Here is a 26,378-nt window from a genome sequence, read left to right as displayed (position 1 = left end):
GTGAGCCGTACTGGCTACCTCGACCCCCTTTTTTACTGAGCTGGCGCAGATACTACTGCGCCGGCTCAGCCATATCAGGCAGCGTCATCTCGCCGTGCGAGCGCCTGCCGACCATGGCGCCACCCGGCGCCATTGCAGCATTATCAGAGGAGAACAGAATGAGCCAGCAGTTTAACGTAGCGGTATTGGGTGCCAGCGGCGCCGTGGGTCAGGCGATGATCGAGATCCTGGAAGAGCGCGAATTTCCGGTAGAGACCCTCTATCCGCTGGCTTCCAGCCGCAGCGCCGGTGATACCGTGCGCTTTGGCGGCAAAAACCTCGAGATCCTCGATGTGGAGGAGTTTGACTGGAGCCAGGTACAGATCGCACTCTTCTCCGCCGGTGCCGAGGTCTCTGCCAAGTGGGCGCCGATTGCTGCCGAACACGGCTGCATCGTCATCGACAACACCTCCTGCTTCCGTTACGACGAAGATATCCCGCTGGTGATCCCGGAAGTGAACCCGGATGCGCTGGCCGATTTTCGCAATCGCAACATCATCGCCAACCCCAACTGCTCCACCATCCAGATGCTGGTGGCCCTGAAGCCGCTGCACGACGAAGTGGGGATCGCACGTATCAACGTGGCCACCTATCAATCCGTGTCAGGCTCCGGCAAAGAGGGGGTCAGCGAGCTGGCGGGTCAGACCGCTCATCTGCTCAACGGCCGTCCGGTGGAACCGACCCTCTATCCGCAACAGATCGCCTTTAACCTGATCCCGCAGATCGACAGCTTCACTGACAACGGCTACACCCGTGAAGAGATGAAGATGGTGTGGGAAACCCAGAAGATCCTGGGGGATGCCAGCATTGCCGTGAACCCCACCTGCGTGCGGGTGCCGGTCTTCTACGGCCACGCCGAGGCGGTACACGTCGAGCTGCACCAGCCGCTCGATGCCGAACAGGTCAAGGAGCTGCTGCGCAGTGCGCCGGGCGTGACCCTGTTTGATGACGAAGGGGACTATCCGACCCCGGTGCGTGACGCAACCGGCAAGGATGAGGTGCTGGTGGGTCGGGTGCGCCAGGATATTTCTCACCCGAGTGGTATCAATATGTGGATCGTGGCCGATAACGTTCGTAAGGGCGCGGCAACCAACAGTGTACAGATTGCCGAGCTGCTGGTTCGCGACTATCTGTAAGGCTGGTCAGATGCCACAGATGCGCAGCAGGGAGTGCTGCGCATCCGGCCTGTGATCAAACCGGGGTGTGACCCATGCCGCACTCCGTCACTTCAAGATTCTGTTGCGATATCAACTGATTAAGTTTTTTCCTACACTCAGGGTCAAGTTGGGTGCTAAATGTGTCGGACTGCTGGCTTGCCAGGCAAGCCTGATTTATATTGAACCGACTGTTTTGGGGTAACTATCCAGATTTTTCAATGTGATAGGGCCGTCATACGAAGGAACGAATATGGGACATTCCCGCATAACATTGGCAACGCTACTCGCATTGGGTCTGCTGGGCACCGTCCAGGCTGAAGACTCAGCGCGGGAGCCTTTTTTTGTCGAGCTAAAAGGCCCTGACGAACCCGCACCTCCCGCCGTCAATTCCCAGCCGCTGGCGCAGCCGGTCGCCAGACCCGTCGCGCAACCGGTGCGAGCAGCCGCCCAGCCGGTGGTGCGTCAGGTCACTGCCAATGCCGGTAGCTATGGCCCTGTTCGTCCGACCGATACCCTCTGGAGCCTGGCGAGCAAATATCGCCCCTCCAATCGGGTCAGCGTCTACCAGACCATGGTGGCGATTTACGAGAAAAACCCCCGCAGTTTTGCCGATGGCAATATCAACCACATTCTGGTGGGGTCCCGCATTCTGCTGCCGACCGCGGCCGAGGCGAGCGTCATCACTGATGCACAGGCCCGCGCCAAGTTCCGCAGCGACAACGCCAGCTGGAAGGGGTTAAGCCCCAAATATCTGGCTGACAAGCAGGCCCATACCGCCAAGCCGGCTGCCGCCAAACCCGCGAAGGTTGAAGCCGCCAAGACCGAGCCGGTGAAGGCTGCGCCTGCGCCGCTACCAGTGGCGAAAGCCGCTCCCATTCCCGCCCCGGTGGTGGCACCGCAACCGGCTGCTGAAACCAAAGAAGTGGCCAAGGTGAGCGAGCCTGCGCCGAAAGAGGCGGTAGCACCTGCTCCTAGCGCTGCAGAAGGCACCACCCCGGCGCCTCTGCCTTCCGATCTGGATAAACCGGTGGGCAAACCGGCCACCGAGATGGCGCTGGCACTGGAAGATGCCAATGCCCAGCTCGGCCAGGTGACCGAGATGAACCACAGGCTCAAGCTGCGTCTGCAATCCCTGACCGAAGAGGTAGAGACCCTCAAAGCCCAGCTGCAGGATCAGACGGCGCTGCAAAAAGAGATTGCCGAGCTCAAGGCTCAACCGGTCCCGCCGGTGGCAGCCGAGCCTGAGCCTGAGAAAAACTGGTTGATGGATCTGCTCTCCTCGCCGCTCAACCTCGCCATGATCATTCTGCTGCCGGTGCTGCTGGTATTGGCGCTGGTGACCCTGTGGCTGCGTGCCCGTGCCCGCCGAGAGCTGGAAGAGCAGGAGAAGAGCCTCTCCGAATCCACCGCCATGATGATGGATCAGGAGCAGAGCGAGTTTGATGATCTGCTGAGCGTCGATGTGACCGACAACGAGCCGGTGCGCCCGGTGCCGGATCTCAACACCCCGGATGGCTTTATGCCGATGGAGCCTGACGAGCCGGCCGCCAAGCCGGATGTCGATCTGGTGTTCAGCGACGAGGGCGAGATGGAGCTGCAGGGCTTCGAGCCCGAGCGGATGGCGGCCCAGCCAGCCAGTCGTGACCCGGATCTGGTGCCGGATCTCGATCTCTCGCTGGATGAGCCCATTGCGCTGGCCAACGAGCCCGCCATGGATCTGGCCAGCGAGTTCAACCCCAAGCCCAAGGCCGCTGACGAGATCATGAGCGAAGAGGAGCTGCAGGCAGCCCTGTTTGCCGAGCTGGATGCGGATCTCTCAGCTGACCTCGAGCCCGATTTGAGCTCCATCGACGAAGTCGGCGCCGCTGACGACGATCTGGCGAGCTTCGATCTCGGCGATTTCGACAGTGCCCTCGACGAGCCTGCTGCTGGCAAAGATGATAACGCCATTGATCTAAGTGCCGCAGAGGACGCTGACGAGAGTGCGGATGCCATGCTGGCCGAGCTCGGTCTTGAGCCTGTCAAGGCGAAAGAAGCGGAGCTGGATCTGGAGTGGGATCCCAACGAGCTGGCGCTCTCCGATTTCGAAGATGCGTTCGCCGAGGTGGAGTCTCATCCGGCAGATGTTCAACCCCGTGAGCAGGCGCAAGAGAGCGGCTACGTCGAGATCGACAAGCTGCTGGCCGAAGCGGATGCCACCGCGCCGGAGCAGGAGCCGTATCAGGGCTTCTCGCTGGATGTGGGGCTCGATGGCTTCCCCGAGGTGCTGCCGGAATCCACCGGATTTGACGTGGATGCCGACGACGGCGGTGTGGGGGCCAAGCTGGATCTGGCCCGTGCCTACCTCGAGATTGACGACAAGGATAGCGCCCGCGAGCTGCTGCAAGAGGCGGCGGAGCAGGGCAGCGATCACCAGCGCGCCGAAGCCGAGAAGTTGCTCAAGCGGTTGGGCTAAAGCATTTCCCATCACGGGATCAGCAAAACGGGGGGCAGCCAGCAGGCTGCCCTCTTCTTTTGGCGAGTTGCAATGGCGTGAGCATGGCCGTGCAGGTTCGCAATCCAGGCCAATTGCGTGCGTGGTGGGACTTTTCGGGCTGAGCGCGTATAATCCGCCCCGTTTCTTTCACTGCGTTTTCACAACAAGACAAGTTTATCCATGCGAATTGCCCTAGGTATTGAATATGACGGCAGCCGGTATTTCGGCTGGCAGCGTCAGCGTGAAGTGATCAGCGTGCAGGCTGAACTGGAGACGGCTCTGAGCCGGATCGCCAACCACCCTGTCTCCATCCAGTGTGCCGGACGCACCGATGCCGGTGTCCATGCGACCGGTCAGGTGATCCACTTCGATACCGAGGCGAACCGTGCCGAAGGGGCCTGGACCCTGGGGCTCAATTCCAACCTGCCGCCGGATATCGCCGTGCGCTGGGTCAAGCAGGTGGACGAGAGCTTCCACGCCCGCTTCAGCGCCACCGCCCGTCGCTACCGCTATGTCATCTACAACCACAACTACCGGCCGGCGATCCTCGGCAGTGGCGTCAGCCACTACCACGAGACCATCGATGCCGAGTTGATGCACCAGGCGGGCCAGAGCCTGCTGGGGGAGCACGACTTTAGCACCTTCCGTGCCGTCGCCTGCCAATCCAACACCCCGTGGCGCAATGTGACCCATCTGTGTGTCAGCCGCTCCGGCCCCTACATCGTGCTCGACATCAAGGCCAACGCCTTCCTGCACCATATGGTGCGCAACATCACCGGCTCCCTGCTGCTGGTGGGGCAGGGGCTCAAACCGGTGGAGTGGATTGCCGAGGTGCTGGCTGCCAAGGATCGCAATCTGGCCGGACCGACCGCCAAGGCCGGTGGCCTCTATCTGGTCGACGTGGATTACCCGGCCGAGTTTGCTCTGCCGCAGTTGCCGCTTGGCCCGCTGTGGCTGCCGGACTCGGCACCGGGTACGACCAGTTTTTAGTAACTGCGCCCGAAAAATTGTGGTTTAATGACCCGTCATTTGTTGCCATCGAGCTATTAAGTCATTGAACAATCTAGGCTCGATGCGTTTTGTCAGGCACAAAAGCATTAAGGAATTCCATGAGCTGGCTTGAGAAGATTCTTCCCAAGAGCAAGATCACTGCGCCCCGTCGTCACAACATTCCGGAAGGGGTGTGGACCAAGTGCAGTGCTTGTGAACAGGTGCTCTACCGGGCAGAGTTGGAGCGCAACCTCGAAGTGTGCCCCAAGTGTGATCATCATATGCGCATCAGCGCCCGCGCCCGTCTCGAGAGCTTCCTCGATGAGCAGGGTCGTACCGAGATCGGTGCCGAGCTGGAGCCGCAGGATGTACTGAAATTCAAGGATTCCAAGCGCTACAAGGATCGTTTGTCTGCCGCTCAGAAAGAGACGGCGGAGAAAGATGCGCTGGTGGTGATGAAAGGGACCCTCAAAGGGGTACCGGTTGTCGCCTGTTCGTTCGAATTCTCCTTCATGGGTGGCTCCATGGCCTCCGTGGTCGGCGCCCGCTTTGTGCGCGCCGTCGAGGAGTGCATCAAGGAAGGCCGCGGTCTGGTCTGTTTCTCCGCCTCTGGTGGTGCTCGCATGCAGGAAGCGCTGTTCTCCCTGATGCAGATGGCCAAGACCAGTGCGGCGCTGGACCGTCTGTCCAAAGCCGGCCTGCCCTATATCTCCGTGCTGACCGACCCCACCATGGGGGGCGTCTCTGCCAGTCTGGCGATGCTGGGTGACATCAACGTGGGCGAGCCCAAGGCGCTGATCGGCTTTGCCGGCCCGCGCGTTATCGAGCAGACCGTGCGCGAGAAACTGCCGGAAGGCTTCCAGCGCTCCGAGTTCCTGCTGGAAAAGGGTGCCATCGATATCATCATCGATCGCCGTGAAATGCGTAACCGTCTGGCCAGCCTGCTCGCCAAAATGCTGAATACTCACGTCATCGAAGAGTGAAGATGAGTTCAAACATGCAACAATCCCAAAGCCGGTCGCTTGTCGACTGGCTTTCTTATTTGGAGCAGATCCATCCGGTCAATATCGACATGGGGCTGGATCGGGTCGGTGCTGTCGCCCGGCGTATGGGGCTTACCCAGCTGCCGTTCAAGGTGATCACGGTGGCGGGCACCAACGGCAAGGGCTCCAGCTGTGCCATGGCGGCCAGCATTCTGATGGCCGCAGGTTATAAGGTCGGCGTCTACTCCTCGCCCCATCTGCTGCGCTTTGCCGAGCGGGTGCGGGTCAACGGGCAAGAGCTGCCCGACAGCGATCACTGCGCCGCCTTTGCCGAGGTGGAAGCTGCTCGCGGCGAGATTGCCCTTACCTTCTTCGAGTTCGCCACCCTGGCCGGTTTGTGGCTCTTCTGCCGCGCCGCCCCCGATGTGCTGCTGCTGGAAGTGGGACTGGGTGGTCGGCTCGACGCCACCAACGTGGTGGAGTCCGATGTGGCGATGATCACCTCCATTGCCCTTGATCACTGCGACTGGCTGGGTGATACCCGGGAAGCGGTGGCGGTGGAGAAGGCTGGGGTGTATCGCGCCGGTAAACCCGCCATCAGTGGCGAGCCCAATCCGCCTGCGACTATCGCGAGTGAAGCACTGCGTCTTGGCGCCAACCTGCGTCAGGTCGGTATCGATTTTCGTGGCGATGAGCACGAGAGCGGTTGGGATTATCACGGCCTCAACCAGTGGCGGGATCTGCCAAAACCGGCGCTGCCGCTGATGAATGCGGTGACCGTGCTGGCGGCGCTGGAATCCCTCGGCTTGCCGCTGCCTGAGTCCGCCATTCGTGACGGGCTTGCCAATGCCCGACTGGCTGGCCGGATGCAGCAGTTGCAAAGTGTGCCGCTGGTGATCGTCGATGTGGCTCACAACCCCCATTCGGCGGCCTATCTGGCCGCGCAATTGCGCAAGATGCCCTGCACGGGTGTGCGCCGCGCCGTGGTCGGCATGCTCAAAGACAAGGACATGGCGGGCTCCCTTGCCGAACTCGATGGTCTGATCGGCGAGTGGTATCTGGCCAGCCTCACCGGCCCGCGCGCCGCAACTGCTGCGCAGCTGGCTGCGGCGCTTGGGGAGGGAAAGGGCCCTGCCAGAGAGTTTGATGATGTCAGCGCCGCTTATCAGGCAGCGTTGGCCGCATCGAGTCCGGACGATATGGTCATTGTGTTTGGTTCGTTTTACACTGTCGCCGACATTCTGGCGGGTGTCGCCGTCTAGGCCACACCCCGGCTCCCCGGCCTTCGGGCGGGGAGCCAAATCGCATATTGAGTTACGTAAAGGTAGGATTCAACTTGGCCTCGAAGTTTCAAAACCGTCTGGTGGGCACCGTCATCCTGGTGGCCCTGGTTGTTATTTTCCTGCCGGACTTGCTGGATGGTCACAAGCTGGCACAAAAGGAGGAGGCCTTTGCCAAGATCCCGCTGCGCCCCGAGCTGGAGCCTGCCAAGCCTGCACTGCAGGTCTCGGCAGCCAGCAGCCTGCCCGCCGATCATCTGGCCAGCCAGCAACAGGCCTCTGCGGCCCAACAGTGGCAAGTGGAAGAGGTGGCTGACCCTATGACCCTCGCCGGTCAGGGCAACGGCGCGCAGCCGGCGACAACCCCTGCCGCACCGGCGCCGGTCCAGCAGCAACAGAATGCCCAGCCCAAGCCACAGCCCAAGCCGGAAGTGGTGGCCAAAAAGCCGGTCGAACCGCCCAAGCCTGCACCCAAGCAGACGCCAGCCAAACCGGTTGAAGTGGCCAAGTCGCCCGCACCGGCCAAGCCGCAGGCGGGTCAGATCAAGTCCCTCGACGATCTGATTGAAAGCAAGATGACCCAGCCGACCACACCCGCGCCTGCTACGGCAACGGCACAGGGTAGCTGGATCCTCCAGCTTGGCGCCTTCAAGAACGTCGACAGCGTCAACGCGCTGGTGAGCAAGCTGCGGGCGGCTGGCTACTCTGCCCACACCTCGCCGCGCACACCGGTGCAGGGGCAGCTCAACCGGGTCTTTATCGGGCCGGATGTCTCCAAGGCCAAACTGCAGGGGATGCAGGGGCGGATCTCCCAGATGACCGGCCTCAGTGGCTCGGTGGTCTCTTACAATCCGTGACGGCTTGCCGTTGGCAATGGCCCTTTGAAACAAACACCGCGCCCCGTGCGCGGTGTTTTTTATCTGGCTGTCGTGATTTTTAAGGACGGCGTCGTACAGGTCACCCCTCGGTTGGGATTTTCGGGCAGTTGGGGTAGTCTGAGCCCTTCTGCTACTCAAGGAGTTCAAGATGATCCTCTCGACGACCCCCACGCTGGAAGGCAAAACCATTCGTGAATACCGCGGCATCGTGGTTGGCGAAGCCATTCTCGGCGCCAACATTTTCAAGGATCTCTTTGCCGGGATCCGCGACATCATCGGCGGCCGCTCCGGCGCCTATGAAAAAGAGCTGGCCCGTGCCCGCGAGATCGCCTTCGATGAGCTGAAAGAGCGTGCCGCTGCCCTTGGCGCCAATGCGGTGGTCGGCATCGATATCGACTACGAGGTGGTGGGGCAAAACGGCAGCATGCTGATGGTCAGCATCAGTGGCACCGCCGTGGTGGTCTGATCGGGCACCAGCCTCTGCATGGGCAATGAGCCGATAACCGGGTTATCGGCTTTTTTATTGCTTGGCAGATACGTGTTGTTTGTAAGGTTTTTTCTCAACTCATTGATTTTAAATATTTATATTTATTAATAATTCCACTGACCGGTTTTATTTTTTTAACTGGGTAGCCCGAGAGGGTCAAGCTAGAGTGCCGCCATCAGGAACGACACCGCTCACGGACGAGGTTCTCTTCTTTTGAAGGCGTATCACTATGAATCAAAAACCTGCTCTGCTGACCCTTGTCATGTTGGCCATGACCGCCCATGCCGGCAGTGCCCTCGCGGCGCTGCCCAACTTCAGCGCCACCTGTCCCACCGATATTCGGGTCAAGTCGCAAGGGGGCAACGTCTTTATCAATGGTAAGAAGGCGACCCTGAAAACGCTGGCGCCCGCCGCCTATTCGGCCACGAGCGGCAAGGTGGTCATCGGGATCACCTTCGATCTGCCCGCCAGCGAACCCACCCTGGATTACGTCATCAAACATGATCGCCGGGCCCACGGCTTTTGCACCGTGCACGCCTGGTCGGCGGGCAAGGCCGCCGCACTGCCGATGGCCAAGGGGGACTCGCCCTATCAGGGCAAGTGGATCGCCAAAAACCGCGAGACAGGCGCCACGGTGGCCAATATTCAGGTGGATGGCAAGGAGCAGGTGTGGGTCAACGGGGTCAAGGTGAAGGCGAAACGGGCCGATGGCGCGCTGCAGTTTCGTCAGGGCACCATCCTCTACACCTTGCAGGGGGATCCGCGTATTCGCGATGAGAGCGACTGGAATGACAGCGATGTTCAGAACACCGGCCCCATCCGGCTCGAGTAACAGACGCGCCGTGCCACGGCTTGGTCATTGATGCAAAAAACAGAGAGCGGCATGGCCGCTCTCTGTTTTGTTGTCTACATTGGTTGATCGCCGTGCGGGGTTAGATGCCGTGGATGGCGTTGGCTTCCCCATACCAGTCCAGCTTGTCGGCCAGAGTGACCACCGAGCCGATGATGATGAGACTCGGGCTCTTCACCTGACGGGCCAGTTCGGCCAACTGCCGCAGCTCGCCGCGCACCACCCGCTGACTGAGCTGGGTGCCTTGCTCCACCAGCGCCACCGGGGTGTGGCCGGGCATGCCGTGGGTTTGCAGCGCATCCTGAATACGGCCGGCGTGGGCCAGCCCCATGTAGAACACCAGGGTCTGGCGTGGGGCCGCCAGCGCCGACCACTCCTGGGCAATATTGCCCTCCTTGTCGTGCCCGGTGATGAACTGCACCCGCTGGGCGTGATCGCGGTGGGTGAGGGGAATGCCGCTGTAGGCAGCGCAGCCCGAGGCTGCCGTAATGCCCGGTACCACCGAGAAGGGGATGCCCGCCTCGGCCAGGGTTTCCAGCTCCTCGCCACCCCGGCCAAAGATAAAGGGATCGCCCCCCTTGAGCCGCACCACCTGTTTGCCCAGCTGCGCTTGTTCCAGCAACAGCTGGTTGATCGCCTGCTGGGGCACACAGTGGCGGCCCGCCTCCTTGCCGACAAAAATCCGCTCGGCATCCCGGCGAACAAGCGCCAACACCTCCTGCGAGACCAGCCGGTCATAGACCACCACATCCGCCTGCTGCAACTGCTGCAGACCGCTTAGGGTGAGCAGCCCCGCATCGCCGGGGCCCGCTCCCACCAGGGTCACGCTTCCCTTGCTCTGCAGCGGCTCATTCAATAGCTCTGCGACGCTCTGCTCGGCTGCCTGTTGCTGGTCGCGGGCCAGTTGGCGGGCGAGGCGATCGTGGCTAAAGAGTCGCTCCCAGAAGCGGCGGCGGGCCAGCTTGTCCGGAATGAGTTTGACCCGCTCGCGCAGCTTGCCCGCCAGCGCCGCGAGCTGGCCGAGGTGTTGCGGCAGCATGGCTTCGAGTTTTTCCCGCAGCTGGCGGCTTAGAACCGGCGCCGCGCCTGCGCTGGAGATGGCCACCATCAGCGGCGAGCGGTCGATGATAGCGGGCATGATGGCGCTGCAGTGGGCCGGGGAGTCCACCACATTGCAGAAGATCTGGCGCAGATTCGCTTCGTTGAAGACCTGCTGGTTGACCTCGGGCTGGTTGGTGGCGGCGATCACCAACCACTTGCCATCGAGCAGTTTGGGATGAAAATCGGCGGCGCAGACGGTCAGGCGACCCTGCTCGGCCCAGCTCATCAGCTGGGGTTCCAGATGCGGGGCATTGATGGTGATCTTCGCCTTGGCATCGAGCAGCAGGCGCGCCTTGCGCACCGCCACCTCACCGCCGCCGACGATCAGGACCGGCTTGTTTTGCAGCTGACAGAAGAGAGGGAGAAAGTCCATAACAGGCTCCGGATGCTGGCCCGCTCGCAATGCCGCGCCGGGCGAGATAGCAGGGCGCGCCGTGACGCACCCCGGATGGCCGGGGGAAAGATCCCCCGACGGGAATAAAAAAGGGGAAGGGTGATCTACGCCCGGGCCAACGACAGATCCCCACCGGTGTCGGCCACTTGATCACGCTTCCCCAAACGAGGTTTTTCCTATTGCACCGCTTTGACGTGCATGTTGGCGACGTACTGATCTTCGGCCCAGAAGATGCGGTCAGCGACCATGGCTTCCGGGTTGAGGGTGACGCCGCGCAGCACCCGCTCCTTGAACTTGTGATAACCGGCCCGGTCGATAAGGTGACCCATGTGTAGATAGATGGGTTTGCCATCCAGCATCTCGGCCTCGAACTCGAACAGGTTCTTGATCACCGCGTGCAGCACCTCTTCGGTGACCCAGTTGAGGAACAGCTTGCCGGTACGGGGGGTCTTCTTGCTGGTGCGTCCCCCCAGCTTGACCATGTAGAGCTGCTTGGGATCCCGCTGCCAGGCCAGGGTCGGACAGGCCAGCACGCACTCGCCACAGCCGATACACTTGCTCTCCTCCTTGACCGCCTTGCCATGTTTGATGGCGAGGCAATCCACTGCGTGGTGGCTGCACGCCTTGACGCAGGCGCCGCAGCCGATGCAGCGCTCGGCATTGAAGTGGATCTTGGCGATGCCGAGGATGCCGAAGTCGGCCATGTTGGCCTTGGCGCAGTCGTTGGGGCAGCCGGCGATCACCATCTTGAGGTGATAGGGGTTGGGGTAGAGGTGTTTCTCCATCCGCTGGGCCAGCCCGGTGCAGTCGATATTGCCCTTCTGGCAGATGGTGTTGCCCTGACAGGCGACGATGTTGCGCCCGCCGATGGTCTGGTAACCGGCTTGGGTGTCTTCTACCTCGATGCCGCAGGTCTCCACCTCGATCTCCTTGATAAAGGGTTCGAGGGCGGCGTTGACCTTGTCCATGTCCTGATACTTGATGCCGGGCATCGCCAGCTTCTGGCGGGTGGTGAGGTGGATCAGGCCGTTGCCATACTGTTCGGCGATCTGCTGGGCCACTGCCAGCAGGTGGGCGGGCATGATCCCGCCGGGAATGCGTACGCTGATCATCGCTTCGCCGCGCACCTTGGAGAGGCGGTATTCGTTCTTGGCGCGGGCCTTGATGATGTCGATATCGAGACTCATGGTGTTCTCCCTCAGTCGATCAGATGCTGGGCCTGGTCAAAACGAAAGACCGGTCCATCCACGCAGATATAGGTGTCGCCCATCCGGCAGTGGCCACACTTGCCCACGGCGCAGGCCATGCGGCGTTCGTAGTCGACCCAGATGCGATCCTTGGGGATGCCCCGTTCGAGGAAGGCGAGCACCACGAAGCGGATCATGATGGGGGGGCCGACCACGATCACCTGGATATCCTCCTTGTCACAGAGATCCAGCTGGTCGATGTAGTCGGTGACCCGGCCAATGCGAAACTGCTCGCTCTCCTTGCCCTCGTCCAGGGTGACGATGAGGTTCTGTTGCTCGGCCCAGAGCGGCATCTCGTGGCGATAGAGCACCGCCTGCTCGTTCTTGAAGCCGAGGATCATGTCGAGGGACTTCACCTCTTCCGGGTGTTTGCTGAAGCGGCGCAGCAGCCCCTTGACCGGCGCGACGCCGGTACCGCCCGCCACCACGATGAGGTGCTGGTTGCGGTAGGTCTCCAGCGGATAGCCGTTGCCGTGGACGCCGCGCATCCACACCTTGTCGCCCACATCGAGGGCAAACAGCGCATCGGTCACCTTGCCGACCTTGCGGATCAACAGATCCACATAGCCATCGCCATAGTCGGAGACCGAGATGGGCGCTTCGCCCACGGTGGGCAGGGAGATCTCCACAAACTGACCGTAGTGGACATCAAAGTCGCGGGAGAATTACGAAAGTTCCACTCAAGCTCGGTGTGGCGCTCGATGGCCAGAATGGTGTAGGCCTTGGGCAGCAGGCGGTTTTCGACCACGTCCTGCTGCGGTTCTGCTGTTGCGGTTTGCTGGCACTGGCACATATCAGTTCGTCCCCTGCGCGTTGTCGGCTGCGATGGTCTGTTCGACCACATTGGTCATCTTGTTGATGATGTTGCTAAAGGAGATGTAGTGAGGGCAGCGATCGTCGCAGCGGCCACAGCCGACGCACATGTGCTCCTCCCCCTGACGGGCCTTGTAGTCGTTGACCTTGTGCAGGGCGCGATAACGCAGGCGCTCGCCATGTTTGGCGCGAAAACCGTGGCCACCGGCCATGTCGCTAAAGCCATCCACCATACAACTGGCCCACTGGCGACGGCGCTCGCCCTGCTTGGGGTTCTCCGCATAGGTGAGGTCATGCACGCTGTAGCAGCTGCAGGTCGGGCAGGAGGTGGTACAGCGGCCGCAACCGATGCAGCGGCTGTCGTACTCGGCCCAGACCGGATGGGCGGTGAGGATCTGGCGGATCCGCTGGGGGTCGTCACAGACGCTGTCCGGGGTGCGAACCTTGACCGGATTGCTCTGGACAAATTCCGGGGTGAAGTCATCGGATTCACCCAGTTCGGCAAAGTAGCCGAGCAGCTCGGGATCCTTCACCTCGATGCGGGCACCCTCATCGCTCAGACGAATGGCTGCGGCGTAGTCCTGGGTCTCGTTGCTGCCCATGGAGACGCAGAAGCAGTTCTCGAAGCTCTCGCGGCACTCCAGCAGCACCAGCTTGAGCTTGCTGCGCAGCCGAGCGTAGTAGACGTCGCTGTTTTGGCCATTTTTCAGGTAGACCTGATCCAGCCTGCGCAGGGCGTGGATATCGCAGCTGCGCAAGAACAGCAGGGTGGGCTTGGCCTCCACCTTTGATTCGCGCAGCTCCAGATTGTCGAAGTGGAACAGGGTCTGGGTGATGGGGAGCACCACCTCTTTCGGGGAGAAGTGGGACTTCTCCTGCCACACCAGATCGGCCGGATGGCGGATGCTGTGGTAGGTGACGTTGTCGGTGTCGGAGAAGCGGCCGCCCCGATATTCGGCCGCGGGCGCCATGATCCGGTAATCGGGCAGCAGCCGCTCGAACAGCTGCGCCAGCGCGGGATGGGTGAGAAGAAACGACATAAATAAACACCTTGTATGAGGGTGAGATGCCCTGGCATAGGGATGAGGAGCGGGCCGGTCAGGATGTCTGGCATCGGTTCTGGCCGCGCTTGCCTCGCCACGGTCTGTTTTTATGACTCATGTTGCTCAACTGACCCGATTGTTATTGTGTTGGCGGCGCGTGCGTCGCGGCAGGTCGGGTCATGCCTGTAAAATCCTTATCAATTGAGCAGGGCGGCCCGATAGCCTGCGCACTTGCCCATCACGTATCCCATCTCCAGCTTGTTGATATCGCGGGTGAAACGGGAGACGGGGAAGTAGTCGGCCGGGGCGATCACCTCGATCTGGCAGTCATCCGGCGGATTGGCGATAAAATCGAGCGCCTCGTTGTAGCTGCGATCCCGCTGCTCCAGCGCCTGTGCCAGCGCGGGGCGGGTCTTGAGCAGGGTACGGATCATCCAGGGGAAGGGCATCGGCTTGAGCCGGTAGCCAAGGGGCTCGGAGAGGATCACCGTCAGGTGACGGGCACCGCGGCGGTAGGCCTCGATCACCGGGATGGAGTCGGCCACCCCGCCATCTGTCATCGGTACCCCGTGCACTTCCGGGTATTCGTGGGAGGCGAGGGGAATGGCGCAGCTGGCCGGCAGCACCTCGTTCATGTTCTCCGGCTTGACCCGGATGTACTCCGCCTTGCCGGTCAGGGTATTGGTCACCACCGCATAGAAGGGGATGCCGGTCTCCCGGTAGGCGTGAATGTCGAGGGGATACTTGCGGCAGCTGGTGTTCCACAGCCAGTGTATATCCACCAGATTGCCTCCTTTGGCAAAACGCAGGGGATCCATAAACTGCTGGCTGCACGCCAGTTTGGTCAGGATCTCGTGGCTGCGGCCATGCTGGCTGGCGAGATAAGCCAGCAAGTTGGTGGCCCCCGCCGAGACGCCGATGGCGAAGTCAAAGGGGCGATAGTCATGCTCGATAAACGCATCCAGCACGCCGCTGGCAAATATGCCGCGCATGGCACCGCCTTCTACAACCAATGCGCTGGGGGATGCGTTTTTGTTCATGACAGGCACCTCATTGATAAGTCAGAGAGAAAAAGTGGGAAAGAGAACGTTCGGGCTGTCAGGCCGACCATTCTGACAACCAACCGGGGTTGGCCATCGCAATGAGGTCATTCTAGGAAGGGGATGGTGTTTAGAATATCTGTTAATAATGAATCAAGTGTTTTGTATTTCTAAACGATAGTGATAAACCCGTTGTGATCAAAGGGGTTGTGTAGGAGTCTCAACGACTCTGTGATGGCTGGATATTGGCAAGGATGAGTGTGTCATGACGTTATTGGTTCCCCCGCTGCTCCAACGTGGCAATACCATCGCTTTTTTCTCCCCCTCCAGCGCGGCGACCGCCTGGGCACCCAACCGTTTTGCCCGCGCAAAAGCCTTTCTTGAGGGGCAGGGCTTTAGGCTCAAGGCGGGCAGCCTCACCGGCCAGCAGGATTATTGGCGCTCCGGCTCCATCGCCGCGCGGGCCGAGGAGCTCAATGCCCTTATTCGCGACCCAGAAGTGCGCTGCATCATGTCGGTGATTGGCGGCAGCAACTCCAACTCCCTGCTCCCTTATCTCGATTTTGATGCGCTCAAGCGCGACCCCAAGATCATCGTCGGCTACTCCGATGTGACGGCCCTGCTGCTCGGCATCCACGCCCAAACTGGCCTGGTTACCTTTTATGGCCCGGCGCTGGTGGCCTCCTTTGGCGAGTTGCCGCCGCTGGTGGATGAGACGCTGGCCAGTTTTTTACAGATTGCGTTGGCCGACGAAGCTGGCGTCCCCTGCACGCTGCCTACGCCAGCACAATGGAGCGATGAACGGCTGGACTGGGAGAACCAGGCCCGGGCCAAGCAGTGCCAGCCCAATCGGCTGATCTCGGTGGGCTCAGGCCGGGTTGAGGGGAGGCTGATTGGCGGCAACCTCAACACCATGGCGGGGATCTGGGGCTCCCCCTATATGCCAGCCATCGAGCGTGGTGACATTTTGCTGCTGGAGGACAGCCTGAAATCTGCCGAGACGGTGGAGCGCTCCTTTGCCCACCTCAAGCTGTGCGGGGTGTTTGATCGGATCGGCGCGCTTATCCTCGGCAAGCACGAGCTGTTCAACGCTCAGGGGAGCGGCAAGCGCCCCCTCGATATCCTGCTGGAGGTGGTGGGGGAGCCGAACTTCCCCATTCTGGCGGAGTTTGACTGCGCCCATACCCACCCCATGCTGACGCTGCCGCTGGGTATCGAGGTGGCGCTCGATCTCGACCGCCAGCAGCTCACCTTGCTGGAGCCCTAGTGGCGAGCAGAATGAGCACGAAATGAATGTCAAAAACAAGGCCGCTTAGCGGCCTTGTCTGTTTTTGTGGGGCGTGATCAGGGCAGGGCATCGGGCCGGAAGCTGGCGCGGATCTGCGGCACCAGGCTTGATGGGTCGAACCCTTTCTCCTCCCCCAGCACCGGATGGAGCAGGGGTTTTTCTTCGATGGGGGTGATATCCCCCGCCAGCAGCTGGCGAGTCGCCTGACCCATCTGGTAGAGCTGGCGCACCGGCGCAAACTGGGTCGCCAGATTGAGGGGGTCATCGGCGCGGGTGAAGGCCATCATGGGGATCTGGTAGGTGGCATCGCGCGCCGGCTTGTCACCGTGAATCCCCTTGCCGGCGGACATCAAAAACGGCTGGTGATCGCCAAAGGCCACCACCAGATAGCGCTTGTCCGACTGGTCGAGGGTCTTGAGCAGCCGCTCCAGCGAGGCCATGGCATCCACCACCCCGGTGTAGTAGGTGTTGAGCAGCTGGGTGTCGCTCTCGCTCTGGTTCGGACAGGCGCCGCTGCGCTCCTGCCCCTGATAACGGGGGCCATCGAAGGGGCCGTGCCCCTGCATGGTGACTGCATAGGCAAACAGCGGTTTGTCATCCTGTTCGCTGCGCTTGAGCAGGTGGTCGATGAGCGCATCATCGGAGATATAGGGCCCCTTGTGCTCAAGGGTGGTGAAGCGGGTATCGAACCAGCGCTCCTCATAGCCGAGCGCCGGGATCGCCTTGGCGCGGCCCCAGAATTTTTCCACATAGGGGTGGGCGAACAGGGTCTGGTAGCCGCTCTGTCTGGCGCTCTGGGCCAGTCCTGGCACTTGCTCAGAGAGGTAGTAGTAGGGCACCACCCCCTGCTTGAGCAAGCCCACCGGCAGGCCGGTGTTCATCTCGAACTCCGCCAGTACCGTCATGCCGCCGGTGGTGGGGGAGTGGATGGTTTTTTGCCACTGCTGCACGCTGGCGGGCAGGGAGAGGGTGGGAGCCGGGGCGCAGATCCGCCCCTTCCAGTCGAGCCAGAGCGACTCATATTGCAGTACGATCACCAGATCCCAACGCGGTGCAATGCCCTGGGGCGGATAACTCAGCTGCGGGGCCAGCTCGTTGATCTGCAAGGGGTAGCGAAACACGCTGCCGCTTTGCAGCATCTCGTCCACCAGATTGAACAGATAGAGGCCGGGGCCGGAGCGGATGATGTCCCTGTGGTAGTTGACCGCGCGATCCACGTAGCGAATGTTGACCCCCAGCAGCTTGTTGCCGGTCTGGGTGGCAAAGACGCACAGGGCAAAGAAGGCGACGGTGGCCGCGGCAGTGCGCAATACCCAGCGTGACAGGGCAAAGCGCCAGCAGAGAAACAGTGCCAGCAACACGGTGAAGATGGGCAGGATGGGGTGCTGGTCGAGCAGGATCCGCAGCAGCGCCAGCAGGTTGCCAAAATCGTCCCCGCCGAGCGGCACGCCGTAGATGGCGATCTTCATAAAGTTTGCCAGCAGGCCGATGCCTGACAGCGCGGTAAAGACCAGCCCCATATAGAGGTTGAAGCCCGCCAGCGCGCAGAGGCTCCAGCCCAGCACCATGCTGCCCCAGGCCAGATAGTAGTGCTCCGGCCGAAAGCCTGACCAGAGCAGAAACTCCCCCAGCTTGAACACCACGAAGCCGTGCAGCAGCACGAAGGTGAGGTTGCCGAGCAGCAGGCTGCCGATGATCCGCCAGCGCAGGCTGCGGCGCAGCTTTGGCAACACCGTCTTGAGCACGGCGGCGCTCAGGGCCAGCACCAGGGTCAGGCTCACCACCAGATAAGTGAGGTTGAAGCCCTGCTCCGGCAGGGTTTGCAGGATCTGGCTGAAATCGCCGCTCTCGGGGCGATCCTTGAGCAGCAGACCGATGCGCAACTGATAGCGGCTGGCCAGCGCATCATCCGGGGCGCGCAGGGTGCTGTTGAGATCCAGGGTGCAGCGGTTATTGCGGCACACCTGACGTTTATCCACCGCCTGACTGAGCTGGTCAATCCGCTCCCCCTTGTCGTTGAGCAGCTCTACCCGCACCTTGTCCCCCGCTTGCAATGGTCCCCGCAACTGCCACTGGCTCCGTACCACCAGATAGAGGCCGCGGCTGTCGCTTTTATAGAGCAGGGCGTGGCGGGTGAGGGTGGCCAGTGGATTGTCGGCGGGGCCCAGCACCAGCGGCTGGGCACGGCCCAACCAGCTGCCGGGATTGATCAGCGGCAACAACAGGGTCAGCAGCAGCAATCCGCCCAGCAGGGCAAGCAGCAGAGAGGGCAGACTCAGGACGCGGGGGCGGCCTGAGGAGGGGCGATTCATATAAGCTCATCCTTTGAGCGAGTGAGGGAGAGATCGTTCATCCGCATAGAGTTTGACCCGATGGTGCGGGCCTTGTTTCAGCTTGTCAATTTAATGACCACTTAATGAATATTTGGTTACAGCTCAACCTTGCAAATTGTGATCCCGATCGAGGGGTTGTTCGGAATATGTGATGAAAGCGTCATCATGGGGTTTTGCCGCTGGCTTGGGAGGGATCTGCTGTTTAGTCTCTCGATAGCGACTGGAGGTACATGTATGAATCCCAAAGTGATGGCACGTCAGGCCAGATTGCTGCGCATGCTGGAGAGCAAGGAAGAGATCCGGATCGGACGTGAGCGCGACTGCCCGTTGCCGCTGGCCCAACTGGTCAAGCTGAAGGATAGCCATCCGGCTGTGGTCAAGGTCTATCGCCACGGTCTCACCGCCGAGGTGTTTCACCTCAAGGTGGAGGGGCATCACTGGTGCCTCAAGCGGCGCCGTCAGGATTCACTGGTGGCCAACCTCGATGGCAAGACTGCCTTTCTGACCGAGCTGGAGCGGCGGCGCGAAATCGAGGCGCTGCGCGAGCTGCACCCTACTGTCCTCTCCCACGTGGTCTGCACCAGCTTCGGCTCGGCGCGGGCCGGGGTGCTGGTCTCTCCCTGGTTACGGGGTGTGCCGGTCCACCATCTCAACGAACGCAATCTGGCCCAGATGCTGGAGGTGCAGGGGGAGCTGGCCCGCTGGGGCTGGTTTGACTGGGACCCGAGCCCGGGCAACCTGCTCGATGACGGCGAGCAGATCTGCGTGTTCGACTTCGGCTATATGTGGACCTTCGATCCCCGCTTTGAATACAACTCCAACGGTCTGGTCGACCCGCAGTTCCATGTGCCGGAGCGACTGGAGACCCGCACCCTCTCCGGACTCTGGCTCGATGAGGCCGATCCTTTGCCGCAATTTCGCTACTGGCGTGAACTCTGCCTGAAATGGGTGAAACGGGAGATCCACCACCTGATCCGCGAAGGAGCCAGCGCGCCCGTGCTGGCCCGCCTGCACGCCCTGCAAGGGGAGTGGAGCGCCGCGCTGGCGAGCGACGAGGCGCTGGTCGCCAACTGGTGGCGGGACATGTATCGCAGCCACCGGCTCGATGTGGCCGATGATCTGAGCGGCCAGAGCTGCGGCCCGCTCACCCTGCGTCGCCTCGACTGGCTGATGCAGGCGGTGACGGATCACTATCCACTGCTGGTGGACAATCTCTCGCCTCAGGAGACGGAGCTGGGGCAGACAGGGCTGCTGGCCCGCTTGCAGCAACTGCGCCGCGAAGCCGTGGCCTGCCAGTTGCCAGCCACCAGCCTTGCCTGAGCCAATACCTTTGCGGAGTACAAATGAACAGGGCGCCGTGTTGGCGCCCTGTTGCATGGGCGGAATTGCCTCGGTTGAGGATCAGTCCAGCAGCTCCTGATGGAGGCGGTTGACGATATTGCCCGCCTCGCTCTCCTTGACCAGGAAGCAGAGGTTGTGGGCGCTGGCGCCATAGCAGATCATCCGGATGTTGTGCTCGCGCAGGGCGTCGAAGACCTGACTGCCCACCCCGTTCACTTCGCTCATCCGGTTGCCGATGAGCGCCACCAGTGCCAGACCGGTTTCCACCTCCACCTTGCAGAGTTGCCCCAGTTCGGCCAGTACCTTGTCGCTCAGGATCGGTTCGCCGTTGCTCTGGCTGCCGGTGTGATCCAGCGTCAGTGACACGCTCACCTCCGATGTGGTGATGAGATCGACCGAGATGCGGTGACGGGCCAGAATGCCGAACACTTCGGCCAGAAAGCCGTAGGCGTGGAACATGTTGAGGCTGTGCAGGGTCACCAGCACCTGCTGGCGGCGCAGGGCGACGGCGCGAAACAGCGGGCTTGAATCTGTGCTGGCGCGGATCCAGGTACCACCGGCGGCAGGATCCTTGGCGGAGCCGACAAACACCGGAATATTCTGGCGCACCGCCGGTTGCAGGGTGGCGGGGTGGAGCACTTTGGCGCCGAAGGTGGCCATCTCGGCCGCCTCGACAAAGCTGATTTCGGGGATGGGGCGGGCGCGGGTGACGAGGCGCGGATCCGTGGTGTAGATGCCGGGCACATCGGTCCAGATCTCGATACTGGCGGCATCGAGTGCTTCGGCGAGCAGGGCCGCGCTGTAGTCAGAGCCGCCGCGCCCCAGCGTGGTGGTGCGGCCATCGCCATCGGCACCGATAAAGCCCTGGGTGATGATGAGGCTGTCGCCAAGCTGCGGGCCCAGCGTCTGCTGGCAGAGAGTGCGGGTGGTAACCAGATCGACGGTGGCCTTGCCAAAGCGGCTGTCGGTGCGCATCAGCTGGCGCACATCCTGCCAGTGGGCCTTGACGCCGCGCTGGCGCAGCAGCTCGGTAAAGAGGCGGGTAGACATCAGCTCACCGCAGGCGATGAGGCGATCGGCCAGCTCCGCATCGGTATGCTGGTGGGCTTGCTGGGCCATGAGGCGAATTTCGTCCAGCTGGCCATGAATGAGGGCGCTCACATCAACAGGGTTGCCGAGATCGGCCAGAATGGCCTGCTGGATCCCGGCCAGTTTGGCCAGCTGTTCGTCGCGGCCCGCTTCGTCCAGCTCCCCTTGTGCCAGGGCGACCAGCAAGTTGGTGACACCGGCGCTGGCGCTCAGTACCACCACCCGGGTGGCGGGATTGGACAGCACGATATCGGCGCAGTGGTTCATGGCTGGGAAGTTGGCGACACTGGTTCCGCCAAACTTGGCGACATTGATCGGGCTCATTGCTTACTCCTGTCTTATTTTAAGATTCCGGTTCCATCGGGCAAAAAAGAGAGGAGGAGGCTGAAAATGGCAGGAATGAACGAAGCTATCCCGGCCAGAAGCACTCCACCTGCAGAGCCCATCCCGTACCGCCCCTGACAGAGCGCGGTGGGGGATGATCACTACCGATGACAACCCGGGGGATTCAGCCCCCGCAGCCGACGTTGAGGTTACCAGTCTCCTCACTCGTCTCGGCGCTGCTCCCCCTGACCCAAGTTCACCGGACGCTGGCGTCCTCCCTTGGGCTGCCTGGGCAGCGCTCCTCTTCTGGCTCCACCAGGGCGGTGGAGTGCATTTAGAAATACCCTGCGTTGGATTGCACTGTCAATCGAGTTTGTGAAAAAGTTCAAATTGTCGGCTAACTCAACGCATAATCAATGGCTTAGGCAATGGTCTTTGACAAAACCTTGGAACGGCGCTGCCAGTTGTAGAGACGCTGGCGCGCCACCGGCAGATCTTCCACTTCCAGCGGATCGAAGCCCCGCTCCCGGAACCAGTGGATGGAGCGGGTGGTGAGCACGAACAGGCGGCGAATGCCAAGCCGCTTGGCCCGCTCGGCCACCTTGGCCACCAGCTGATCCCCCCGGTTGGAGTTGCGATAGTCGGGGTGGATGGCGACGCAGGCCATCTCCGCCATCGCCTCTTCCATAAAGCAGTAGAGGGCCGCGCAGCCGATGATGAGACCATCGCGCTCGATGATGGTGAACTTGTCGATCTCCATCTCCAGCTGCTCGCGGGAGCGGCGCACCAGAATCCCTTCCTCCTCCAGCGGGCGAATAAGATCCAGAATGCCACCGATATCTTCGATGGTGGCGGCGCGGGCCTGCTCGGCACTTTCCCGCACTATCTGGGTGCCGAGGCCGTCGCGACTGAACAGCTCCTGCAGCATGGCGCCATCATCCTGATAGCTCACCAGATGGGAGCGGGGCACCCCGCCACGGCAGGAGGCTATGGCCGCGCGCAGGTAGCGGGCTGTGCCGGACATCTCTTCGCCAGCCTGCTCCAGCTCCACCAGCAGCTCTTCGGCCTGCTCGGGGAAGAGCTCAGAGATGGCTTCGCCGCGTCTGTCCATCACCCCCTGGGTGCTGCTAAAGCAGATGAGCTTGTCCGCCTTGAGATCGACCGCCACCCGGCGGGCCACCTCTTCCGAGCTCAGGTTAAAGCTCTCGCCGGTGACCGAGCAGCCGATGGGGGAGATGAGCACCAGACTCTTCTGATCGAGCTGGCGGGTGATCCCCTCCACGTCGATGCGGCGCACCCGGCCGCTGTGGCAAAAGTCGATGCCATCATCCACCCCCAGCGGCTGGGCAGTGACGAAGTTGCCGCTCACCACACTGATCCGCGCCCCCTGCATGGGGGTGTTGGCGAGCCCCATGGAGAGCTGGGCTGTGATGTCGTATTGCAGGCCGCCACACACCTGTTTGATGATGGTGAAACTCTCGTCATCGGTGACCCGGATCCGCTTGTGATACTGGGCCTCGATACCGGCGCGGGCCAGTGCTTCATCGTTTTGCGGACGTGAACCAAACACCAGCACCAGGCGTATGCCCAGTGTCTGCAGCAGAGCGATATCGCTGACGATATTGGCGAAGTTGGGGTGGCAGATGGCTTCTCCCCCCATCATCAGCACAAAGGTGGCACCCCGATGCACATTGACATAGGGGGTGGATTGCCGGAAGGCATTGACCAGACTGGGTTCGCGTTCACGCACTTGATATTTCTTCCATAAAAAAACGGCGATTGGCTCAATATATGAAAATTAATTCACAAATCAAGACTAAATATTGATTTTGGCCGTTTCTGGTCTACGAGGGGCGGGTTGGCAGTGCGGAGCGGGAAAGAGTGACGGACGGTGCAGATAGCCGTCGGGGCGAGCGGGGAGGAGCCCGCCGGTTGATCCGGCGCGATAAACTGTTATCTTCGATGCTCCTTTTCGTCAGCTGTGTGATTTCACAGGGTTTTATACAAGGACAGAATTCATGGAACAGATTATTTCACCGGCAGATGCCCTGCCGGGACGACGCGAAGCGATGGTGATTGGTCAGCAGCATGCGGTGAACGGCAACCCGACCCAGGGGCCCTGGCCCGAGAACATAGAGATCGCCTGGTTTGGCATGGGTTGCTTCTGGGGCGTGGAGCGCCTGTTCTGGCAGCAGCCGGGCGTCTACTCCACCGCGGCCGGTTATCAGGGCGGCGTGACCCAGAATCCCACCTACAAAGAGGTGTGCAGCGGGCTGACCGGTCATGCCGAAACGGTGCAGGTGGTGTTTGATCCGGCGGTGATCAGCTACGGCGATCTGCTCAGACTATTCTGGGAGCAGCACGATCCGGCGCAGGGGATGCGTCAGGGCGGGGACATCGGCACCCAGTATCGCTCGGTGATCTTCTATGGCGACGAGAGCCAGCAGATCATTGCCCAGCAGAGCATGGCGGCCTATCAGCAGGCGATGGCGGCAAGCGGCGACAGCCGTGCCATCACCACCCGCATTCTGCCGCTGGCGCCCTTCTACTACGCCGAGGATTACCATCAGCAATATCTGGAGAAAAATCCGGATGGTTACTGCGGATTGGGTGGTATTGGAGTCTGTTTGCCACCCAGCCTGAACCGCTGAACAGGTTTGTAGTCGATTTCTTAATAAAAGTGAAAATAAATGGTCGGAGGAGGGAACTTATTGCGACCAGTCGGGACTAACTAGGTAGCGTCCAGGGATCGGATGCAAAGTCCAGACACATTTCTTGCCTTGATAACCGCCTGATGAATGAACGCACTGGCGGGTTGAAAATGATAGCAAGCAGGGCTGCCCACCAAGGCGGCCCTTTTCCTTATCTGCTGTTCTGAAATCTTGCGTTGGGTGGGAGAGCCGGACGGCAGATCAGCCGATGGCGCTGTCGAACAGGTTCTTGATGAGATCGATAAACTCGATGAGGAAGGTTTTCTGTTCCGGGGTCGGGGCGCGCAGCCAGACGGCGGAGAGCACCTCTTCCAGGTCGGCGACCACGGCGTCGGCCTCCTGCATGATGGCAAAGCGCACCTTGGGATCGAGCTGGGGGTTTTGCTCGCAAATGGCCATCAGGTTGCTGGCAACACGGCCACTGACCAGATCTTCGATGGTCTCTTCACCATCGTTCTGCTGCTGGGATTCAAACAATCCCAAACTCTCCACCAGATACTCGATCAGCGAGATATAGCCTTCACTTTCTACCACCATGGTTGCTGCCTCAATACAGTAACAATACGAAAATTAAGCGTATTTTAGTGGCTTGCCCTAGCTTGGCAAGCAGCAGTGCAGGCGATGGCGAGTAAAACTGACTCCGCCCCGCTCCACGCACTCCAGCCCGGTCAACGTAAAGCCATGTCGTAAAAATAGCTCATAACTGAAGGCGCTGGCCTCGGTGGTGATGAGCGTCATACCGAGCCCTCGGGCCTCCGCGAGCGCCGTGGTGAGCAGCAGATTGCCCAGTCCCTGGCGCTGATGGTCGGCGCTGACATAGAGCAGACTGAGGTGGCCATCGGGGCTCAGAGTGACAAAACCGAGGGGCACATTTGCCTGCTCCGCCACCCAGCCGTGGTGCTCGCGCAGCTGGCTGACAAAGCCCGGATGTTGTGAACCAAGGGCCCACTGCTCCACCTGCTCGGCGCTGTAGTGCTCGGGGCCGCTGCGTCGCACCGCCTGCTCAAACAGGCTCACGAGAGCGGGGATATGTGCCTCGCCAAGGGGGACAATGCAAAGTGCTGGACTAAGTGCCGGGGTCATAAGGTTGGGTCGTCAGTGGGGGAGAGGGGGCGCGGCGCCTGTGGCCGTTTGGCTTTGGGCAGACCCGCGACAACCCGCTCATAGGAGTGGTGCACCCAGCCCTGCCACAGATCATCTGGCAAGGTGCTGTTCAGGGTCACTGTGTTCCAGTGTTGCTTGTTCATATGCCAGCCCGGTTTGACCTCGGGGTGGATCTCGCGCAGCAGCAACGCCAGCTCAGGCTCGCATTTGAGGTTGATGGTGAGCGGCTCGGCCTGCCAATCCACCAGCGCGAACATCTTGCCCGCGATGCGGTAGACCAGGATCTCCGGGCCAAACGGGGTATCTTCGGTGGCGCCCGGCAGGGAGAGCAGAAAGTGGCGCAAACTGGTCAAATCCATGGTGGGTTCTCGCGCAAGGGGTGATCCGGGTCATGTCAGGCGCATATCTATCGGCGGGTCTGTTCTGTTAATATGCGCGCAGCCGAGTATACCCCCCATCACCAAGGGAGCCTATTGGATGTTGTATCACAAGACTTTCGAACTGGGTCCCGAGCGGGATTGGGTGGTGTTTGTCCACGGCGCCGGTGGCAGCTCCTCCATCTGGTTCAAGCAGCTGCGCGCCTATCGCGAACACTTCAATGTGCTGCTGCTGGACTTGCGCGGCCACGGCCAGTCCCACCAGCTGCAACAGGTGGTCAAGGGCCACTACAGTTTTCGGGAAGTGACCGAAGATATCGTTCGGCTGCTCGATCATCTCGATATCCGCCGCGCCCACTTTGTCGGCATCTCCCTTGGCACCATCCTTATTCGCCATCTGGCCGAGCTCTGCCCGGAGCGGGTCAAGAGCATGGTACTGGGAGGCGCCATTTTGCGGCTCGATATCCGCTCGCGGGTACTGGTGCAGCTGGGCCGACTCGGCCAGCACTTCCTGCCCTATATGTGGCTCTACCGGCTGTTTGCCTTCATCATCATGCCGCGCCAGCACCATCAGGAGTCGCGCAATCTCTTTGTGCGCGAGGCCCGCAAGCTCTGCCAGAAAGAGTTCAAACGCTGGTTCCGCCTCGCCACCGAGGTTAACCCGCTGATGCGTTACTTCCGCGAACGCTCCCTGCCCATACCCACCCTCTATGTGATGGGGGAGGAGGATCATATGTTTCTGGCGCCAGTGCGCGAACAGGTGGCCCGCGATGCCAGCTCTTCACTGGCGGTGATCGAACAGTGCGGCCATGTCTGCAATGTGGAGCAGCCGGAGCAGTTTAATCGCCGTACCCTGGCATTTATTCAATCGTGTAGTTTTTATTCAGCAAAGAATGATTAAATGCGAAGCAATGCAGATTGTAATCAAGGTTTCAGCAATAGTAGAAAATTGAACTACTGAGAGTAATAAAACCTCAGCAGAATGAGTTCTGTAGAGGCTTATTCTTGGACAAGTAGGAAATGTGTTTGCATG

Annotated in this window: 23 protein-coding genes and 1 riboswitch; of the genes, 12 read left to right on the top strand and 11 right to left on the bottom strand. The window is 61.1% G+C overall.

What is annotated here, in order from left to right:
- Window positions 1-158 precede the first annotated feature (158 nt).
- From ACTG20_RS14550 to ACTG20_RS14515, 8 genes are all read left to right on the top strand, one after another.
- Complete coding sequence (locus ACTG20_RS14550) at window positions 159-1,175, top strand: aspartate-semialdehyde dehydrogenase (protein WP_194496226.1); 1,017 nt, start codon at window positions 159-161, stop codon at window positions 1,173-1,175.
- 271 nt (window positions 1,176-1,446) lie between these two features.
- On the top strand, window positions 1,447-3,651 hold the full coding sequence (locus ACTG20_RS14545; RefSeq protein WP_194496227.1) for a FimV/HubP family polar landmark protein: 2,205 nt from the start codon (window positions 1,447-1,449) through the stop codon (window positions 3,649-3,651).
- A 201-nt stretch (window positions 3,652-3,852) separates the two neighbouring features.
- Window positions 3,853-4,662 (top strand): tRNA pseudouridine(38-40) synthase TruA, encoded by an 810-nt coding sequence (gene truA / locus ACTG20_RS14540; protein WP_040066446.1) that lies wholly within the window; start codon window positions 3,853-3,855, stop codon window positions 4,660-4,662.
- A gap of 119 nt (window positions 4,663-4,781) precedes the next feature.
- On the top strand, window positions 4,782-5,645 hold the full coding sequence (accD, locus tag ACTG20_RS14535; protein WP_042053089.1) for an acetyl-CoA carboxylase, carboxyltransferase subunit beta: 864 nt from the start codon (window positions 4,782-4,784) through the stop codon (window positions 5,643-5,645).
- A 2-nt stretch (window positions 5,646-5,647) separates the two neighbouring features.
- Window positions 5,648-6,907 (top strand): bifunctional tetrahydrofolate synthase/dihydrofolate synthase, encoded by a 1,260-nt coding sequence (gene folC / locus ACTG20_RS14530; RefSeq protein ID WP_194496228.1) that lies wholly within the window; start codon window positions 5,648-5,650, stop codon window positions 6,905-6,907.
- 74 nt (window positions 6,908-6,981) lie between these two features.
- Window positions 6,982-7,782 carry a cell division protein DedD gene (dedD, locus tag ACTG20_RS14525; protein ID WP_194496229.1) on the top strand — a complete coding sequence of 267 codons (801 nt, stop codon included), beginning with the start codon at window positions 6,982-6,984 and terminating at the stop codon, window positions 7,780-7,782.
- A gap of 169 nt (window positions 7,783-7,951) precedes the next feature.
- On the top strand, window positions 7,952-8,269 hold the full coding sequence (locus ACTG20_RS14520) for a heavy metal-binding domain-containing protein (protein ID WP_005333757.1): 318 nt from the start codon (window positions 7,952-7,954) through the stop codon (window positions 8,267-8,269).
- Between the two features lie 250 nt (window positions 8,270-8,519).
- Window positions 8,520-9,122 carry a hypothetical protein gene (locus ACTG20_RS14515; protein ID WP_064338209.1) on the top strand — a complete coding sequence of 201 codons (603 nt, stop codon included), beginning with the start codon at window positions 8,520-8,522 and terminating at the stop codon, window positions 9,120-9,122.
- A gap of 100 nt (window positions 9,123-9,222) precedes the next feature.
- Here ACTG20_RS14515 and cysG read toward each other — a convergent pair whose 3' ends face one another.
- The 5 genes from cysG to ACTG20_RS14490 form a co-directional block, all read right to left on the bottom strand.
- Window positions 9,223-10,614 carry a siroheme synthase CysG gene (cysG, locus tag ACTG20_RS14510; protein ID WP_194496230.1) on the bottom strand — a complete coding sequence of 464 codons (1,392 nt, stop codon included), beginning with the start codon at window positions 10,612-10,614 and terminating at the stop codon, window positions 9,223-9,225.
- 197 nt (window positions 10,615-10,811) lie between these two features.
- Entirely contained in the window at window positions 10,812-11,822 is a 1,011-nt protein-coding gene (gene asrC, locus ACTG20_RS14505; RefSeq protein WP_058056676.1) for a sulfite reductase subunit C, read from the bottom strand.
- An 11-nt stretch (window positions 11,823-11,833) separates the two neighbouring features.
- Window positions 11,834-12,511: an anaerobic sulfite reductase subunit AsrB gene (gene asrB, locus ACTG20_RS14500; RefSeq protein WP_440008028.1), complete on the bottom strand. Its 678-nt coding sequence runs from the start codon at window positions 12,509-12,511 to the stop codon at window positions 11,834-11,836.
- A gap of 165 nt (window positions 12,512-12,676) precedes the next feature.
- Entirely contained in the window at window positions 12,677-13,735 is a 1,059-nt protein-coding gene (asrA, locus tag ACTG20_RS14495; protein WP_194496232.1) for an anaerobic sulfite reductase subunit AsrA, read from the bottom strand.
- 200 nt (window positions 13,736-13,935) lie between these two features.
- Complete coding sequence (locus ACTG20_RS14490) at window positions 13,936-14,778, bottom strand: patatin-like phospholipase family protein (protein ID WP_194496233.1); 843 nt, start codon at window positions 14,776-14,778, stop codon at window positions 13,936-13,938.
- Window positions 14,779-15,043: 265 nt separating this feature from the next.
- Between ACTG20_RS14490 and ACTG20_RS14485 the strand changes: the two genes are divergently transcribed.
- A complete protein-coding gene (locus ACTG20_RS14485) occupies window positions 15,044-16,045 on the top strand; it encodes a S66 family peptidase (RefSeq protein ID WP_194496234.1) in 1,002 nt (333 codons plus the stop codon).
- Between the two features lie 77 nt (window positions 16,046-16,122).
- Here the strand turns inward: ACTG20_RS14485 and ACTG20_RS14480 are convergent, their stop codons facing one another.
- Window positions 16,123-18,378: an LTA synthase family protein gene (locus tag ACTG20_RS14480; protein WP_194496235.1), complete on the bottom strand. Its 2,256-nt coding sequence runs from the start codon at window positions 18,376-18,378 to the stop codon at window positions 16,123-16,125.
- 255 nt (window positions 18,379-18,633) lie between these two features.
- Here ACTG20_RS14480 and ACTG20_RS14475 point away from each other — a divergent pair, with 255 nt between their 5' ends.
- Window positions 18,634-19,719: a hypothetical protein gene (locus ACTG20_RS14475; RefSeq protein ID WP_194496236.1), complete on the top strand. Its 1,086-nt coding sequence runs from the start codon at window positions 18,634-18,636 to the stop codon at window positions 19,717-19,719.
- 81 nt (window positions 19,720-19,800) lie between these two features.
- Here the strand turns inward: ACTG20_RS14475 and lysC are convergent, their stop codons facing one another.
- A complete protein-coding gene (lysC, locus tag ACTG20_RS14470; protein ID WP_194496237.1) occupies window positions 19,801-21,153 on the bottom strand; it encodes a lysine-sensitive aspartokinase 3 in 1,353 nt (450 codons plus the stop codon).
- Window positions 21,154-21,243: 90 nt separating this feature from the next.
- Window positions 21,244-21,467: riboswitch (Lysine riboswitch) on the bottom strand.
- Between the two features lie 107 nt (window positions 21,468-21,574).
- Window positions 21,575-22,903: an amino-acid N-acetyltransferase gene (gene argA, locus ACTG20_RS14465; RefSeq protein ID WP_005345063.1), complete on the bottom strand. Its 1,329-nt coding sequence runs from the start codon at window positions 22,901-22,903 to the stop codon at window positions 21,575-21,577.
- Window positions 22,904-23,171: 268 nt separating this feature from the next.
- Here argA and msrA point away from each other — a divergent pair, with 268 nt between their 5' ends.
- A complete protein-coding gene (msrA, locus tag ACTG20_RS14460; protein ID WP_127006619.1) occupies window positions 23,172-23,804 on the top strand; it encodes a peptide-methionine (S)-S-oxide reductase MsrA in 633 nt (210 codons plus the stop codon).
- A gap of 261 nt (window positions 23,805-24,065) precedes the next feature.
- On the opposite strand, the gene ACTG20_RS14455 is transcribed toward msrA, so the two are convergent.
- The 3 genes from ACTG20_RS14455 to ACTG20_RS14445 are packed head-to-tail and all read right to left on the bottom strand — an operon-like array spanning window position 24,066 to window position 25,327.
- Window positions 24,066-24,401, bottom strand: coding sequence for a DUF3802 family protein (locus ACTG20_RS14455; RefSeq protein ID WP_005333735.1), 336 nt, complete (start codon window positions 24,399-24,401; stop codon window positions 24,066-24,068).
- A gap of 57 nt (window positions 24,402-24,458) precedes the next feature.
- Window positions 24,459-24,947: a GNAT family N-acetyltransferase gene (locus ACTG20_RS14450; protein ID WP_439987755.1), complete on the bottom strand. Its 489-nt coding sequence runs from the start codon at window positions 24,945-24,947 to the stop codon at window positions 24,459-24,461.
- On the bottom strand, window positions 24,944-25,327 hold the full coding sequence (locus ACTG20_RS14445) for an MmcQ/YjbR family DNA-binding protein (protein WP_439987754.1): 384 nt from the start codon (window positions 25,325-25,327) through the stop codon (window positions 24,944-24,946). The genes ACTG20_RS14450 and ACTG20_RS14445 overlap by 4 nt, the downstream gene beginning before the upstream one ends.
- Window positions 25,328-25,445: 118 nt before the next feature.
- Between ACTG20_RS14445 and ACTG20_RS14440 the strand changes: the two genes are divergently transcribed.
- Complete coding sequence (locus ACTG20_RS14440; RefSeq protein ID WP_123173263.1) at window positions 25,446-26,246, top strand: alpha/beta fold hydrolase; 801 nt, start codon at window positions 25,446-25,448, stop codon at window positions 26,244-26,246.
- Window positions 26,247-26,378: the final 132 nt, after the last annotated feature.

Source organism: Aeromonas sp. 84A, from assembly GCF_051919345.1.
GTDB classification, from domain to species: Bacteria; Pseudomonadota; Gammaproteobacteria; order Enterobacterales; family Aeromonadaceae; genus Aeromonas; species Aeromonas veronii.
This window is presented reverse-complemented; position numbering and strand designations above follow the sequence as displayed.